Below are 12974 nucleotides of genomic sequence, written 5' to 3'. Positions count from 1 at the left end.
AAATCCTAGAGGAAGAATGGACTCGGCTGGAACAGCGCTTCGACGTCTGGTACGTACTTTTTGTCGACCAGGAACATCACGACGTGGTCATCTTGTTCGATGACAGTACGATCGTGTGCGATAAGAACTTCTTCGCCACGAACGATAGCACCAATGGTGGTTCCTGGTGGGAGTTTGATATCGCCAATCGCGCGACCCACCACTTTGGATGTGGTTTCGTCACCGTGCGCAACGGCTTCGATTGCTTCGGCTGCGCCACGACGTAGTGAAGAAACGTTCACGATGTCAGCACGGCGAACGTGCGTTAGTAGAGCAGAAATCGTCGCTTGCTGTGGTGAGATTGCCACATCAATCACGCCGCCTTGTACAAGGTCGACATAAGCGCCGCGTTGGATTAGCACCATCACTTTCTTTGCGCCCATGCGTTTTGCCAACATCGCTGACATGATGTTGGTCTCATCTTCGTTAGTCAGCGCGATGAACACGTCTACTTGGTCAATGTTTTCTTCAGTCAGCAGTTCTTGATCTGCCGCATCACCACAGAAGACGATGGTATTTTCTAGTTGCTCGGACAGCTTTTCTGCACGCTGATAGTTACGTTCGATCAGCTTCACGCTGTAAGTTTGTTCAAGGCGTTTGGCTAAACTCGCACCGATGTTACCACCGCCAACAATCATGATGCGGCGGTAAGGTTTCTCAAGTCGCTGAAGCTCACTCATTACCGAGCGAATGTGGTTACTTGCTGCAACGAAGAACACCTCATCATCAGCTTCAATGATGGTAGTGCCTTGTGGACGAATAGGACGACCCTGACGGAAAATCGCAGCAACACGAGTATCGATGTGTGGCATGTGCTCACGCAGGGCAGACAGAGCGTTGCCCACAAGCGGACCACCGTAATAGGCTTTAACGGCTACTAGGCTGACTTTCTGCTCGGCAAAGCTTACCACTTGCAGTGCGCCTGGGTATTGGATGAGGCGCTCGATGTAGCTCGTTACCAGCTCTTCTGGTGCGATAAGGTGATCGACAGGAATGGCACCAGACTTAAATAGGGCTTCTTTTTCTGCCAGATACTCTGGAGAACGAATACGTGCAACACGGTTTGGGGTATTGAACAGAGTGAACGCAACTTGACAGGCTGCCATGTTGGTCTCATCGGTGTTGGTTACTGCGACAAGCATATCGGCGTCTTGCGCACCGGCTTCGTGCAGAACATCTGGGTGGCTTGCGTGACCGTTGACCACTCGTAGGTCGTATTTGTCTTGTAACTCACGCAGTCGGTCGCCATTTTTGTCGACGATGGTGATGTCGTTGTTCTCACCAACTAGGTTTTCCGCCAGTGTGCCGCCAACCTGACCAGCACCAAGAATAATGATCTTCATACTCTTTACTCGTTATCTGAAAAAGGCGATTGAATTCACTTCAATCGCCCTATTTAGCATGCTGTTACGCGTGTTTTTTTGTTAGCACTGCGTAGTAGAAACCATCCATATCTTCTTCGCCTGGTAGAATCTGACGACCAGGTTGTTTTGGATCAGAGTCCACTAATTGCGCGTCTGCAGTACGTGCTAAGAACGCTTTTACTTGTTCCACGTTTTCTTGTGGTGTGATTGAACAAGTCGCGTAAACCATGGTGCCGCCAGGTTTTAGTTGCGTCCACATTGCATCAAAAATTTCGCTCTGTAGATCCGCAAGTGCGGCAATATCATTAGCACGACGTAGCCATTTGATGTCTGGGTGACGACGAATCACGCCAGTTGCAGAACACGGAGCATCCAGCAAAATGCGATCAAATTGTTCGCCTTGCCACCATTCTTGAGGATTACGCGCATCGCCGCAAACCACTTTTGCTTGAAGGTTGAGGCGCTTCAGGTTTTCGTGCACACGTTTAAGGCGCGTGTCATCGCAATCAATGGCAACCACTTCACTACCAGATGTACGCTCAAGAATGTGCGCTGTCTTACCGCCTGGTGCTGCGCAGCAGTCTAGGATCAGCTCGCCATCTTTTGGTTCAAGATAGTTAATCGACAGCTGCGCTGCCGCATCTTGCACCGATACCCAACCTTTTTCAAAGCCCGGCAGTTTCATCACATCGCATGGCGCCGCCAATTTTAGGGCGTCCATTGCTTGTGTGTGTGGCGTGCTATCAATGTTTTCATTTTTGAGTAGCGCAAGGTATTCATCACGAGTGTGGTGCTGGTGGTTTACACGCAACCACATTGGCGCTTTCTGGTTGTTGGCTTCAACAATGCTTTCCCATTGTTGTGGGTAAGCTTCTTGCAGCAGTTTAAGTAACCAGCTCGGGTGACCGTACTTGCCCGCATTGTTGCTGACAGCCATTTGATCCAGTTCTTCTTGGTTGCGCTGGTAGTTACGCAATACTGCGTTGATAAGACCGCGCAAGCGGGGGCCTTTCAACTCTTTAGTACCTTCAACCGTTTCACCCACTGCAGCGTGTGCAGGAATACGCATGAAGCTTAATTGGTAAATGCCAACCAAAATCAGGTGATGGAAAACGCGTTGTTTGCCCTTTAACGGCTTGTCCATCAACTGGTTTGCAATCATTTCTAGGCGAGGGAGGTAACGTAGAGCACCATAGCAAATTTCTTGCAAAAGAGCGTGATCACGTGGTCGTACGTTTTGTTGAGCCGCTGGAAGAGCGCTTGAAAGTGAGTGGCCCTTGTCGACGACAAGATACAAGACGTTGGCAGCCGCAGCGCGAACATTCATGATAAGTACCTTAAAGTAAAGGAGGGCATCTCTGCCCTCTAAAAGTTCGTATTATTGGTCTTTGACACGGTTATCTGGTTTTTAAACCAGTTGAATGCCAACTTCAAACCAAGATGCACGTGAGTTCAGAATATCTTGAACTGACATGGCTTTTTTGCCCGGAACTTGCAGTTGTTCCAGAACCAATACACCGTTGCCTGTCGCAACATAAATACCGGTTTTGTCCGCTTGCAAAATGGTGCCTGCTGGTTTGTCGCTAGTTTGATCCGCAACACGACTTTCCCATACTTTGATGCTGTTTTCAGCCGCTTCAAAGTGGCTCATTGGCCATGGGTTGAATGCGCGAACACAACGTTCAATGTGCGCTGCATCATCGTTCCAATCAATGCGCGCTTCTTCTTTGCTCAGCTTTTTCGCGTAGTTTGCTAGCTCGTCGTCTTGTTTCACGGGCTCTGCTTTGCCGGCTGCGATGTCTGCTAAACAATCAATCAGCGCATCAGGACCTAAACCTGCGAGTTTTTCGTACATTGATGCACTAGTGTCGCTTGCTTCAATCGGTAACGTTGCGATTTTAAGCATGTCACCCGTATCCAAACCAATGTCCATCTGCATAATGGTAACACCAGTTTCAGCATCACCTGCCCAAATTGAACGTTGGATAGGAGCAGCGCCACGCCAACGAGGAAGAATTGAACCGTGAACATTGATACAGCCTAGTTTAGGCGTGTCTAACACAACTTGCGGAAGTAATAGACCATAAGCGACAACAACCATGATGTCGGCATTCAGATCCGCTAGTTCTTGCTTAGCCTCATCTGATTTGAAGTTTTCTGGTTGATAAACCGGAATGTCATGCTCAAGCGCGATGGTTTTTACTGGGCTTGCAGTAAGCTTCTTACCACGGCCTGCTGGGCGATCTGGTTGAGTATAAACCGCAATTACTTCGTGCTCCGAAGACAACAACGCCGCCAAGTGACGGGCGGCGAAATCCGGAGTACCTGCAAAGACAATACGTAAAGACTGACTCAAGGTAGGCTTCCTTCTAATTAAATTGTATCGAGATTAAGCGTTTTGCTGTTTCTCGTTAAAGCGTTTGATTTTTGCTAGCTTGTCCTGAATACGCTTACGCTTCAGTGGCGATAGGTAATCAACGAACAACTTACCCATCAAATGGTCTAGTTCGTGTTGAACACAGATGGCTAGCAGATCGTCGGCTTCAAAAGTGTACTCTTTGCCATCACGATCTAGTGCTTTAACAGTAACTTCAGCAGCACGCGGCACAAGTGCACGAGCACCTGGTACCGATAGACAGCCTTCTTCGATGCCATCTTCGCCACGCTTTTCCAGAATCTCAGGGTTGATAAGCACCATTGGCTCATCACGAGTTTCTGAAATATCAATTACTACGATACGTTTGTGGATATCAACCTGCGTTGCAGCCAGGCCAATACCCTCTTCGTCGTACATGGTTTCAATCATGTCATCGACGATTTTTTGAATCTCAGGTGTCACCTCTTCTACAGGTTTTGCAACGGTACGCAGGCGATCATCTGGGAATGTTAATACTTGTAATACAGACATATTCACTCGAAATATTGAACTGTGCCGTAACAGCACAAACCTTGTTGGCTCAATTCTAGACATTTTATGACCTAAATGACAGCATCCTTATACCAATTTCCATTCTGGTAGTTGCCTAACAGACCAAGGACGAGGGTCATGAATCGAATTTTCCGCAACGTTTCTCGCATTACGTTGCCGTTACTTTTCTCTTTCAATGCCGTAGCAAACACGGACTCCCAACCGCTTACCGTCAAAGATGACGCACCTAAAACTTATGTTGTGGTCAAAGGTGACACGCTTTGGGATATTTCAGCAATGTATCTGGATAGCCCATGGTTGTGGCCTCGTTTGTGGCAGGTCAATCCAGAGATCGATAATCCGCACCTTATTTATCCCGGAGACAAGTTGTCGCTGGTATGGATTAATGGTCAACCAGTATTGAGCTTAAAAGCGGTGAAAAAGCTCAGCCCTAAAGCTCGTATCACGGAAAAGAAAGCGGTGCCAACCGTTGCTGAAGGTTTGGTTATGCCTTACCTCAAGTCGGACCGTTTGGTGGACGATGAAACGCTAGAAAACGCGGCTAAAGTGATGGGTAGTAGCAAAGGCAGTAAATATCTGACTGCTGAGGACACCCTGTATATTAGTGGTGAACAAACGGCGACAGGTTGGGCTATCTATCGTCCAGTCGAAACATTTTCCCGTGAAGACGTATCTAAGCAAATTACCGCTTTACGTTTGATTGCAAAAGGGGAACTTATCGAGGCATCAAGCGAGTACTCAGGATTAAAGATCACCACTCAACTGCAAGAGATTATTCGTAACGATATCGCTTTGCCGGTCCAAACATTAGAAAATGGTGATTTCACGACGACCTTTTACCCACTGCCATCACCAAAAGGCAGTTCTGCAGTATTGCTGGGTAATATTGAGGGCATTCGATTTAGCTCAACCAATCAAGTGGTTGTGATTGATAAAGGAACATCCGATCAACTTCGCCAAGGCAGTGTGTTTGATCTTAAAGAAGATGCGCACCCGGTTTTCAAAGGTGGCGATGGTTTTGTGAAAGACAGTGGCTTACTCGACTCTAAGATCACCTTGCCGCAAAGTAAGGTTGGTGAACTGCTGGTCATTCGTCCTTATGAATATTTCAGTCTTGCACTGATTACCAATAGCACTAAGCCAATCAATAAAGAGGTATCAGTGGTTTCTCCTCTGGCTGAGGAATCGACCACGAATGAAACTACGCAATGATACTGACCTCGCCGCCTGGTTAAAGCTGAGCTGCTTGCCAGGCATTGGCGGGGTGAAGATGAATAAGCTGCTGAGTAAAGATACGCCAAGCAATATTGTCGGATACTCAACTGAGCAGCTTCAGCTTTTGGGTTTTACCACGAAGCAACTGCAAGCATGGTCTGAGGTCGATAAAGAAGTCGACGCTTGTCTTACTTGGGCTAGCGCCTCATCTCATCATCATATTGTTACTTTGGCGGATACTCTGTATCCCCCACTTCTCAAACAAACTGTCGCTCCACCTCCTTTACTATTTATAAAGGGAGAAGCGAGTTGTTTGTCTCAACCTCAAATTGCCATGGTCGGCAGCCGTAATGCTAGTGTTGATGGGCTTCAACACGCACGTCAATTCGCTGCAGATTTGGTGAAACATGATCTGATTGTTACCAGTGGTTTGGCTTTGGGTATCGATGGACACGCTCATGATGGTGCTTTGCAAGCGGACGGTAAAACCATTGCGGTATTGGGTTCAGGGTTAGAGCAAGTTTATCCAGCCCGTCACCGAGGTTTAGCGCGGCGAGTGATGGAAAACGGTGCGTTAGTCTCTGAATTTCGCCCAGATGCAAAACCTCGAGCAGAAAACTTCCCACGACGTAATCGAATCATTAGTGGTTTGTCGCTTGGCGTGTTGGTTGTCGAAGCAGCAGAAAAGAGTGGCTCATTAATCACCGCTCGCTACGCTCTTGAGCAAGACCGTGAAGTTTTCGCTATACCAGCTTCGATTAATGCTCCCAATGCCAGTGGTGGTAATCAGTTGATTCGTAATGGGGCTTGTCTCGTACAAAACACTCAAGAGGTGTTGAATGAAATACAGTCTTTGCTCGACTGGTCTATTAATCAGAGCTTGGATTTATTTTCTACGCCAATTGATGAAGAAGAATTGCCATTTCCTCAGCTGTTAGCTAACGTAGGAAATGAGGCTACACCAGTTGATATTCTTGCAAGCAGGACCAATATACCTGTCCAAGAAGTCATGATGCAGCTCTTAGAGCTTGAGCTTTCAGGGCATGTTGTTGCAGTATCCGGTGGCTATATTCGAAAGGGGAGGGGCTAGCTATGATGATGGATATACTTATGTATCTATTCGAAACCTACATCCATAGCGATGCAGAGTTACAGGTCGAACAAGACGAGTTGGAAGATGAATTGCTTCGTGCAGGCTTCCAGCAAAAAGACATCTACAAAGCCCTTGTCTGGTTAGAAGAGCTGGCAGCATTGCAACAAAGTGATGAGCATTCAGCGATTTCAACTTGCATAGCATCGGCATCGACACGTATCTATACGGCATCAGAGATGCAGCGCTTAGATCTTGAATGTCGTGGTTTTCTGCTGTTCTTAGAGCAAATTAATGTTCTAACCACAGAAACACGTGAGATGGTTATCGATCGTGTAATGGGGCTAGAAACCAATGAATTTGAGCTTGAAGACCTTAAGTGGATCATTCTTATGGTTCTGTTTAATGTCCCTGGCAACGAAAATGCCTACACGCTGATGGAAGAGCTGCTGTACACCAAGGAACAGGGTATTCTTCACTAATATCTTCTGCTTTAACGGTGAGTATGAGTAGTAAAATCGATCACAACCTTTTCTCGGCACACGAGCATGCGCTTGAGAGAGAGCCGTGCCCTAAATGTGGTGGGGAAGTCAGGCTGAAACATGGCAAACATGGTCCTTTTCTTGGTTGTAGCCAATACCCAAGCTGCGACTATATCAAGCCGTTGCACAGTAATGATGGCCACATCGTAAAAGAGTTAGGTGTGCCTTGCCCTGACTGTGGCAATGAGTTGGTGCTCCGACAAGGGCGATACGGCATGTTCGTTGGCTGTAGTCATTACCCAACTTGTCATCATATCGAATCAATCAATCAGCCCGAACCCGAGCAAGAATCGAAAGAGCTATACGCTTGCCCTGAGTGTGGTAAAGGGCATTTAGTTGAACGTAAGACCCGATTTGGTAAGACATTCTACGCGTGTGATAACTATCCGAAGTGCAAGTTTGCGGTAAACTTACCACCTGTAAGAGGTCGCTGTGAGGAATGCGGGTTTACCTTGTTGGTAGAAAAGAAACTCGCCAGCGGGGTTAAGTTGCAATGTGCAAGTCGCAAGTGCCAGCATACACAATCATAATAAATCTCAGGCAAAATTAAAAAGGGTCGCATCATGCGACCCTTTGTTGTCTATTTATCAACTTTTCTATGCTTGCCACTGTTTGGCAAATTCATGAACTGCTGGGAAGGTTTCTTCATCAAGCACGTTTGTTAATGCACACAACCTACGATTCAACTCACCAGTGTAATCAGCGCATACGTTGATATGACCCATCTTACGACCTTCTCGTTTCTCTTTGCCATACCAATGAATATGGCAACCATTCATCGCGAGTAGCGCATCTGGCAAGGTATCTTCACCGAGAATATTGATCATCGAGGTCTCGCGAACGAGCTTAGTACTACCTAAAGGCATACCACACACAGCGCGTAGGTGGTTCTCAAACTGACAAGTTTCTGCACCCTGCTGAGTCCAGTGACCTGAGTTGTGTACGCGTGGTGCGATTTCGTTAACCAGCAACTTGCCGTCAACGTCGAAGAACTCCAGGGCTAGCACGCCAACGTAATTCAAACTATTGGCGACGGCCGTGAACATCTCTTTTGCTTGTTCTTGCAACTCTGGAGCATCAATTGCTGTTGAGAGGCTTAATACACCATTTGTGTGGATGTTTTCTGCGAGAGGGTAAACTTCAATACTGCCATCGTTACTGCGAGCACCAATCAGTGAAACTTCACGGTTAAAAGAAACAAACTCCTCAGCAACAATGGCTTGAGTTGGTGTTGAAGCAATGCATTCCACCATTTCTGTCCAAATTATGTCGATCTGAGAAGGTTCTTTTAAACGCCACTGACCTTTTCCATCGTAACCGCCTAATGCACTTTTCAGAACCATTGGCATGCCGACGTGTTCAATTGCGCGGTCAAAATCTTCACGAGTTTTGATCGCATAGTATTTCGCATTACGTACGCCAGCATCATCAAGTAATGCCTTTTCAATGCGGCGATCACCGCCTGCTTTGATAGCTTGTGTACTTGGTAAGAACTTACCGCTCGCTTCGCAAATATCAAGCACGTCATGCGGGATATGCTCGAACTCAGCAGTGATTACATCAACTTGTTCGATCGCATTTTCTAAGCCGTTGCCTAGTACATGTTGAGTCAGTGGATGAACGATATTACCGCTGCCCACATCGTAAGCTGAAATTTGAATATTCAGTGGCGCACCAGCCAGAGACATCATACGAGCTAACTGACCCGCACCAAGAACCAGTACATGCATCTGATTAATCCTCAGCAGGGTTTGGGTTCGCCAATACGGTTTCCGTTTGTTCGTTACGGAACGCTTCGACTTTTGCCATGATCGCTTCATCATGTGTACCAAGGATTTGAGCCGCTAGGATACCAGCGTTTGCTGCGCCTGCTTCGCCAATAGCTAATGTACCAACCGCAATACCTTTTGGCATCTGTACGATAGAAAGTAGTGAGTCCATGCCTTTCAGTGCGCGAGACTGAACGGGAACGCCAAGTACAGGTACGCTGGTAAACGCCGCCGCCATGCCTGGTAGGTGGGCAGCACCGCCCGCACCTGCGATGATGACTTTAATGCCACGTTCTTTAGCACTGCTTGCGTAATCAGCCAACAATTGAGGAGTACGGTGAGCTGATACCACCTTTGTTTCGTAAGACACGCCAAATTGATCCAGCATGTCCGCTGCTAGTTTCATGGTTGGCCAATCTGATTTAGAACCCATGATGATACCGACTTTCATCTCAAACTCCTTCAAGCTGCAAAATTAGGTGAGCTGATAAATTTGTGCGCATTATACGGGGATTTTCACCTCAAGCAAACGTTTGCGTGCGTTTGTAAATACGATTGATACATTTTATAAACAAATTGCTTTAGTCTCTGAGAATGAATATTTGTACACTTAGTACAAACACAACAGACAAGATTATCAGGAAGTATCGGTGGAGAACTTTGAACAGGTGCTAGAAGCACTACAAAAAGGCGAAGTGATTGCCTACCCAACAGAGGGGGTGTTTGGTGTTGGCTGTGACCCAGATAACCCAGAAGCGATTCAAAAATTGCTAGAGCTAAAACAACGCCCTGTTGAGAAAGGATTAATCTTAATTGCGGCAAACTATGAACAGCTTTTGCCTTATGTTGATGAATCTCAGTTGACTCAAGAGCAGTTAGATAAAGTACACGCAACGTGGCCTGGTCCATACACTTGGATTATGCCTGCGAGTGACAAAGTTTCTCATTGGGTATCGGGACAATTTGATTCGATTGCAGTGCGTGTGACGGATCATCCTTTGGTACAAAAGATGTGTAATGCTTTCGGAAAGCCGCTAACCTCTACCAGCGCGAACCTCACTGGTCAGCCTCCTTGTATGACGACTGAAGAAGTAGAGCAACAATTGGGTGACCGGCTTGTGGCGATCTTACGTGGTGAAACCAGCGGTCGTGACAAGCCTAGTGAAATTCGTGATGCTAAAACCTCGCAAATATTAAGACAGGGCTAACCCTGCTAGTCAGCAATCAATAGGTACTACACGTATGTCAGCAATCGATAAGCACGCCGTAAAACAGTTCCTGATGTCACTTCAGGATTCCATTTGTCAGCAGTTAGAACAAGAAGATGGAAAGGCCGTCTTTGTTGAAGACGCATGGCAACGTGAAAAAGGGGAGCGCCTTGGTGGTGGTGGTCGTACCCGTGTTTTGCGTGATGGTGACGTTTTTGAGCAAGGGGGAGTGAATTTCTCTCATGTCGAAGGTAATGAGATGCCAGCATCAGCCACGGCGCACCGTCCAGAGTTAGCTGGTCGCCGCTTTGAAGCGATGGGTGTTTCTTTGGTTATCCATCCTCACAACCCATATGTACCGACTTCTCACGCTAACGTACGCTTCTTTATCGCAGAGAAAGAGGGTGAAGAGCCTATCTGGTGGTTTGGTGGTGGTTTTGATCTAACACCTTTCTATCCATTCGAAGAAGATTGCCAATCATGGCATGAAACCGCAAAACGACTTTGTGCACCTTTCGGTGATGATGTCTATGCAGAACATAAAGCTTGGTGTGATAAGTATTTCTTCCTACCGCATCGAAATGAAACTCGTGGTGTTGGTGGTTTGTTCTTTGATGACCTAAACCAGTGGGAATTCGACAAGTGTTTTGATTACATCAAGGCGGTTGGTGAAGGATACTGCCAAGCTTACCTACCGATTGTGTCTCGTCGTAAAGAAATTGAATTCGGTGAGCGTGAGCGTGAATTCCAACTTTACCGTCGTGGTCGCTACGTTGAATTCAACCTAGTGTATGATCGTGGAACTCTATTTGGTCTGCAAAGTGGCGGTCGTACAGAGTCAATTCTTATGTCGATGCCACCACTTGCGCGTTGGGAATACAGCTATGAGCCACAACCTGGTTCTCCAGAGGCTGAACTTTACGAGCGATACTTAACGCCACGAGAGTGGTAAGCGTTGAATCTCCTTTTCTATATAGATAGATAGTGATAGGGTCATCTGTAATCAGATGGCCCTGTTTTTTCTCTATAGTAGGTAAGGAATAAAGGTAAGGAAATGACTCAGCAAATTGATCGCTATGCCGTGTTTGGTAATCCTATTGGACACAGCAAGTCGCCATTCATTCACACCTTGTTTGCTCGTCAAACCAATCAATCTTTGGTGTATACCGCAGAAAGTGCTCCTGTAGATGGTTTTATTGACGCAGCGAAGCTGTTCTTTGCTGAAGGAGGCAAGGGGTGCAACATCACCATGCCATTTAAAGAAGATGCTTATCAATTTGCTAGTAGACTGACCGAACGCGCTCAGTTAGCCGGGGCAGTCAATACGCTCAAGAAGTTAGATGATGGTGAGATCATTGGCGATAACACCGATGGAGCAGGTTTGGTTCAAGACCTACTTCAACATCAAGTTGTTTTAGAAGGTGCGCGAATCCTGATCATTGGCGCTGGCGGTGCCGCTCGTGGAGTGATCAAGCCGCTTCTTGATCAAAAGCCTAGTTCTTTAACCATTACTAATCGAACCTTCAGCAAAGCGCAGGAGCTTGCGGAGTTGTTTATTGCACATGGCTCTATCATCGCCAAAGAGATGGATGATATTAGTGATGAGTTCGACGTGATTATTAACTCCACATCTGCTTCCCTAAGCGGTGAGCTGCCGGGTATCTCCTCTTCTATCTTTGCAGCTAACAGTACGAGCTACGACATGATTTACGGGCAAGGGACGACCAGTTTTAACTTATGGGCAAAAGAAAGTGGTGCCGCTCATGCTTATGATGGTCTTGGGATGCTAGTGGGACAAGCTGCGGAAAGCTTTATGCTGTGGCGTGGTTTACGCCCTGGCGCAAAACAAATCCTTAGAGAATTAAGAAAGAACCTTGAAGGTCAGTAAACGATGAATCAGTCCATCTTATTCCCAGATATGCAATCATGGGATAAAACATTACAAGCGGTAAACTTTACCGCACAGCAATCAGGAGCTCTGATTGAATGCTATGTAACAAAGCTGAAGCTAGAAAAGCTTAGCGGCTCCCTGGTTGAAACTGAACAAGCGGCAATTAAAGTATTTATTGATTATCGATTCGACCTAGAAGAAATCGCGGAAGAGCTAATTGAAGATGAAGCCTTCAATGAAGAAGGCAATATCATCATCGATTAGCTTATTGCTAACCAACTGCATCATTCGTCGTTGACGTCTTCTACTTCGTTTATGTAGTCATTTTTATTCTGTACATAGTTATTGGCAGACTTTTGTAAGAAAGCTCGTTCATTCTCTGATAAAGGGCGAGCTTGTTTTACTGGACTACCAACATATAAATAGCCGCTTTCCAACCTTTTCCCCGGTGGGACTAAACTTCCAGCGCCTATCATTACGTCTGATTCGACAACAACGTTATCTAAAACGATCGCTCCCATACCAACCAATACACGATCGTGGATTTCGCAGCCGTGCAACATGACTTTATGACCAATAGTGACATCATTACCAATGATTAGCGGATAGCCGTTGGGATTCTCAGTATTTTTATGGGTTACATGCAGTACGCTACCATCTTGAATATTGGTTCGAGCACCAATGTGGATATGGTTCACATCACCACGAGCTGCAACTAATGGCCAAACACTCGAGTCGTCACCAATTTGGATATCACCGACAAGAACAGAAGTTGAGTCGACATATACGCGCTTGCCTAGTTGAGGTCGAATACCTTTATAACTTCTAATAGAACCCATCTTTACTCCTTATAAAGCGTTAATAATCGGGATATCTGGAGGGAAGAGTAGCAAAAACTCGCCTTTTAGAATAAAAAACACTCAAACA

General features: G+C 46.4%; 15 protein-coding genes. 8 read left to right on the top strand and 7 right to left on the bottom strand.

Annotation, left to right across the window (positions count from 1 at the left end):
- Nucleotides 1-5: 5 nt before the first annotated feature.
- From trkA to def, 4 genes are all read right to left on the bottom strand, one after another.
- Nucleotides 6-1382: a Trk system potassium transporter TrkA gene (trkA, locus tag NL647_RS24835; RefSeq protein WP_005429806.1), complete on the bottom strand. Its 1377-nt coding sequence runs from the start codon at nt 1380-1382 to the stop codon at nt 6-8.
- A gap of 64 nt (nt 1383-1446) precedes the next feature.
- Nucleotides 1447-2730: a 16S rRNA (cytosine(967)-C(5))-methyltransferase RsmB gene (gene rsmB, locus NL647_RS24830; RefSeq protein ID WP_253650768.1), complete on the bottom strand. Its 1284-nt coding sequence runs from the start codon at nt 2728-2730 to the stop codon at nt 1447-1449.
- Between the two features lie 81 nt (nt 2731-2811).
- Complete coding sequence (fmt, locus tag NL647_RS24825) at nt 2812-3759, bottom strand: methionyl-tRNA formyltransferase (protein ID WP_253650767.1); 948 nt, start codon at nt 3757-3759, stop codon at nt 2812-2814.
- Between the two features lie 33 nt (nt 3760-3792).
- Nucleotides 3793-4311 (bottom strand): peptide deformylase, encoded by a 519-nt coding sequence (gene def / locus NL647_RS24820; protein WP_005450979.1) that lies wholly within the window; start codon nt 4309-4311, stop codon nt 3793-3795.
- A 138-nt stretch (nt 4312-4449) separates the two neighbouring features.
- On the opposite strand from def, the gene NL647_RS24815 reads away from it, so the two are divergent.
- Genes NL647_RS24815 through NL647_RS24800 form a run of 4 tightly spaced genes read left to right on the top strand, consistent with a single transcriptional unit; the run spans nt 4450 to nt 7709 of the window.
- A complete protein-coding gene (locus NL647_RS24815; protein WP_005450978.1) occupies nt 4450-5544 on the top strand; it encodes a LysM peptidoglycan-binding domain-containing protein in 1095 nt (364 codons plus the stop codon).
- Nucleotides 5528-6637, top strand: coding sequence for a DNA-processing protein DprA (dprA, locus tag NL647_RS24810; protein WP_038897980.1), 1110 nt, complete (start codon nt 5528-5530; stop codon nt 6635-6637). The genes NL647_RS24815 and dprA overlap by 17 nt, the downstream gene beginning before the upstream one ends.
- A gap of 2 nt (nt 6638-6639) precedes the next feature.
- Entirely contained in the window at nt 6640-7119 is a 480-nt protein-coding gene (locus NL647_RS24805; RefSeq protein ID WP_005429833.1) for a DUF494 family protein, read from the top strand.
- Between the two features lie 23 nt (nt 7120-7142).
- Nucleotides 7143-7709, top strand: a complete 567-nt coding sequence (locus NL647_RS24800) for a type I DNA topoisomerase (RefSeq protein WP_253650766.1) — start codon at nt 7143-7145, stop codon at nt 7707-7709.
- 66 nt (nt 7710-7775) lie between these two features.
- On the opposite strand, the gene NL647_RS24795 is transcribed toward NL647_RS24800, so the two are convergent.
- Nucleotides 7776-8909, bottom strand: a complete 1134-nt coding sequence (locus NL647_RS24795) for a 5-(carboxyamino)imidazole ribonucleotide synthase (RefSeq protein ID WP_239970309.1) — start codon at nt 8907-8909, stop codon at nt 7776-7778.
- A 4-nt stretch (nt 8910-8913) separates the two neighbouring features.
- A complete protein-coding gene (gene purE / locus NL647_RS24790; RefSeq protein WP_005440742.1) occupies nt 8914-9399 on the bottom strand; it encodes a 5-(carboxyamino)imidazole ribonucleotide mutase in 486 nt (161 codons plus the stop codon).
- Nucleotides 9400-9598: 199 nt separating this feature from the next.
- Between purE and NL647_RS24785 the strand changes: the two genes are divergently transcribed.
- The 4 genes from NL647_RS24785 (at nt 9599) to NL647_RS24770 (ending at nt 12311) form a co-directional block, all read left to right on the top strand.
- Entirely contained in the window at nt 9599-10156 is a 558-nt protein-coding gene (locus NL647_RS24785) for an L-threonylcarbamoyladenylate synthase (protein WP_017190968.1), read from the top strand.
- 34 nt (nt 10157-10190) lie between these two features.
- Nucleotides 10191-11108: an oxygen-dependent coproporphyrinogen oxidase gene (gene hemF, locus NL647_RS24780; protein ID WP_253650765.1), complete on the top strand. Its 918-nt coding sequence runs from the start codon at nt 10191-10193 to the stop codon at nt 11106-11108.
- A 102-nt stretch (nt 11109-11210) separates the two neighbouring features.
- Nucleotides 11211-12044, top strand: a complete 834-nt coding sequence (aroE, locus tag NL647_RS24775; protein ID WP_050934111.1) for a shikimate dehydrogenase — start codon at nt 11211-11213, stop codon at nt 12042-12044.
- Nucleotides 12045-12047: 3 nt separating this feature from the next.
- A complete protein-coding gene (locus tag NL647_RS24770; protein WP_253650764.1) occupies nt 12048-12311 on the top strand; it encodes a DUF1488 domain-containing protein in 264 nt (87 codons plus the stop codon).
- Nucleotides 12312-12331: 20 nt separating this feature from the next.
- Here the strand turns inward: NL647_RS24770 and NL647_RS24765 are convergent, their stop codons facing one another.
- The gene (locus NL647_RS24765; RefSeq protein ID WP_005450962.1) at nt 12332-12886 is read right to left on the bottom strand and encodes a gamma carbonic anhydrase family protein; all 555 of its coding nucleotides are present in this window, start codon (nt 12884-12886) and stop codon (nt 12332-12334) included.
- Nucleotides 12887-12974: the final 88 nt, after the last annotated feature.

The sequence above is a fragment of the Vibrio sp. Y29_XK_CS5 genome (assembly GCF_024181835.1).
Classification (GTDB): domain Bacteria; phylum Pseudomonadota; class Gammaproteobacteria; order Enterobacterales; family Vibrionaceae; genus Vibrio; species Vibrio harveyi.
The sequence above is the reverse complement of the archived record's forward strand: the minus strand, read 5'-3'. Positions and strand labels throughout refer to the sequence as shown.

What these genes read in the sequence shown, in the direction of transcription:
- trkA (WP_005429806.1), bottom strand. Translation starts at nt 1,382, where the DNA reads ATGAAGATCATTATTCTTGGTGCTGGTCAGGTTGGCGGCACACTGGCG.
- rsmB (WP_253650768.1), bottom strand. Translation starts at nt 2,730, where the DNA reads ATGAATGTTCGCGCTGCGGCTGCCAACGTCTTGTATCTTGTCGTCGAC.
- def (WP_005450979.1), bottom strand. Translation starts at nt 4,311, where the DNA reads ATGTCTGTATTACAAGTATTAACATTCCCAGATGATCGCCTGCGTACC.
- NL647_RS24815 (WP_005450978.1), top strand. Translation starts at nt 4,450, where the DNA reads ATGAATCGAATTTTCCGCAACGTTTCTCGCATTACGTTGCCGTTACTT.
- dprA (WP_038897980.1), top strand. Translation starts at nt 5,528, where the DNA reads ATGAAACTACGCAATGATACTGACCTCGCCGCCTGGTTAAAGCTGAGC.
- NL647_RS24805 (WP_005429833.1), top strand. Translation starts at nt 6,640, where the DNA reads ATGATGATGGATATACTTATGTATCTATTCGAAACCTACATCCATAGC.
- NL647_RS24800 (WP_253650766.1), top strand. Translation starts at nt 7,143, where the DNA reads ATGAGTAGTAAAATCGATCACAACCTTTTCTCGGCACACGAGCATGCG.
- NL647_RS24795 (WP_239970309.1), bottom strand. Translation starts at nt 8,909, where the DNA reads ATGCATGTACTGGTTCTTGGTGCGGGTCAGTTAGCTCGTATGATGTCT.
- purE (WP_005440742.1), bottom strand. Translation starts at nt 9,399, where the DNA reads ATGAAAGTCGGTATCATCATGGGTTCTAAATCAGATTGGCCAACCATG.
- hemF (WP_253650765.1), top strand. Translation starts at nt 10,191, where the DNA reads ATGTCAGCAATCGATAAGCACGCCGTAAAACAGTTCCTGATGTCACTT.
- aroE (WP_050934111.1), top strand. Translation starts at nt 11,211, where the DNA reads ATGACTCAGCAAATTGATCGCTATGCCGTGTTTGGTAATCCTATTGGA.
- NL647_RS24770 (WP_253650764.1), top strand. Translation starts at nt 12,048, where the DNA reads ATGAATCAGTCCATCTTATTCCCAGATATGCAATCATGGGATAAAACA.
- NL647_RS24765 (WP_005450962.1), bottom strand. Translation starts at nt 12,886, where the DNA reads ATGGGTTCTATTAGAAGTTATAAAGGTATTCGACCTCAACTAGGCAAG.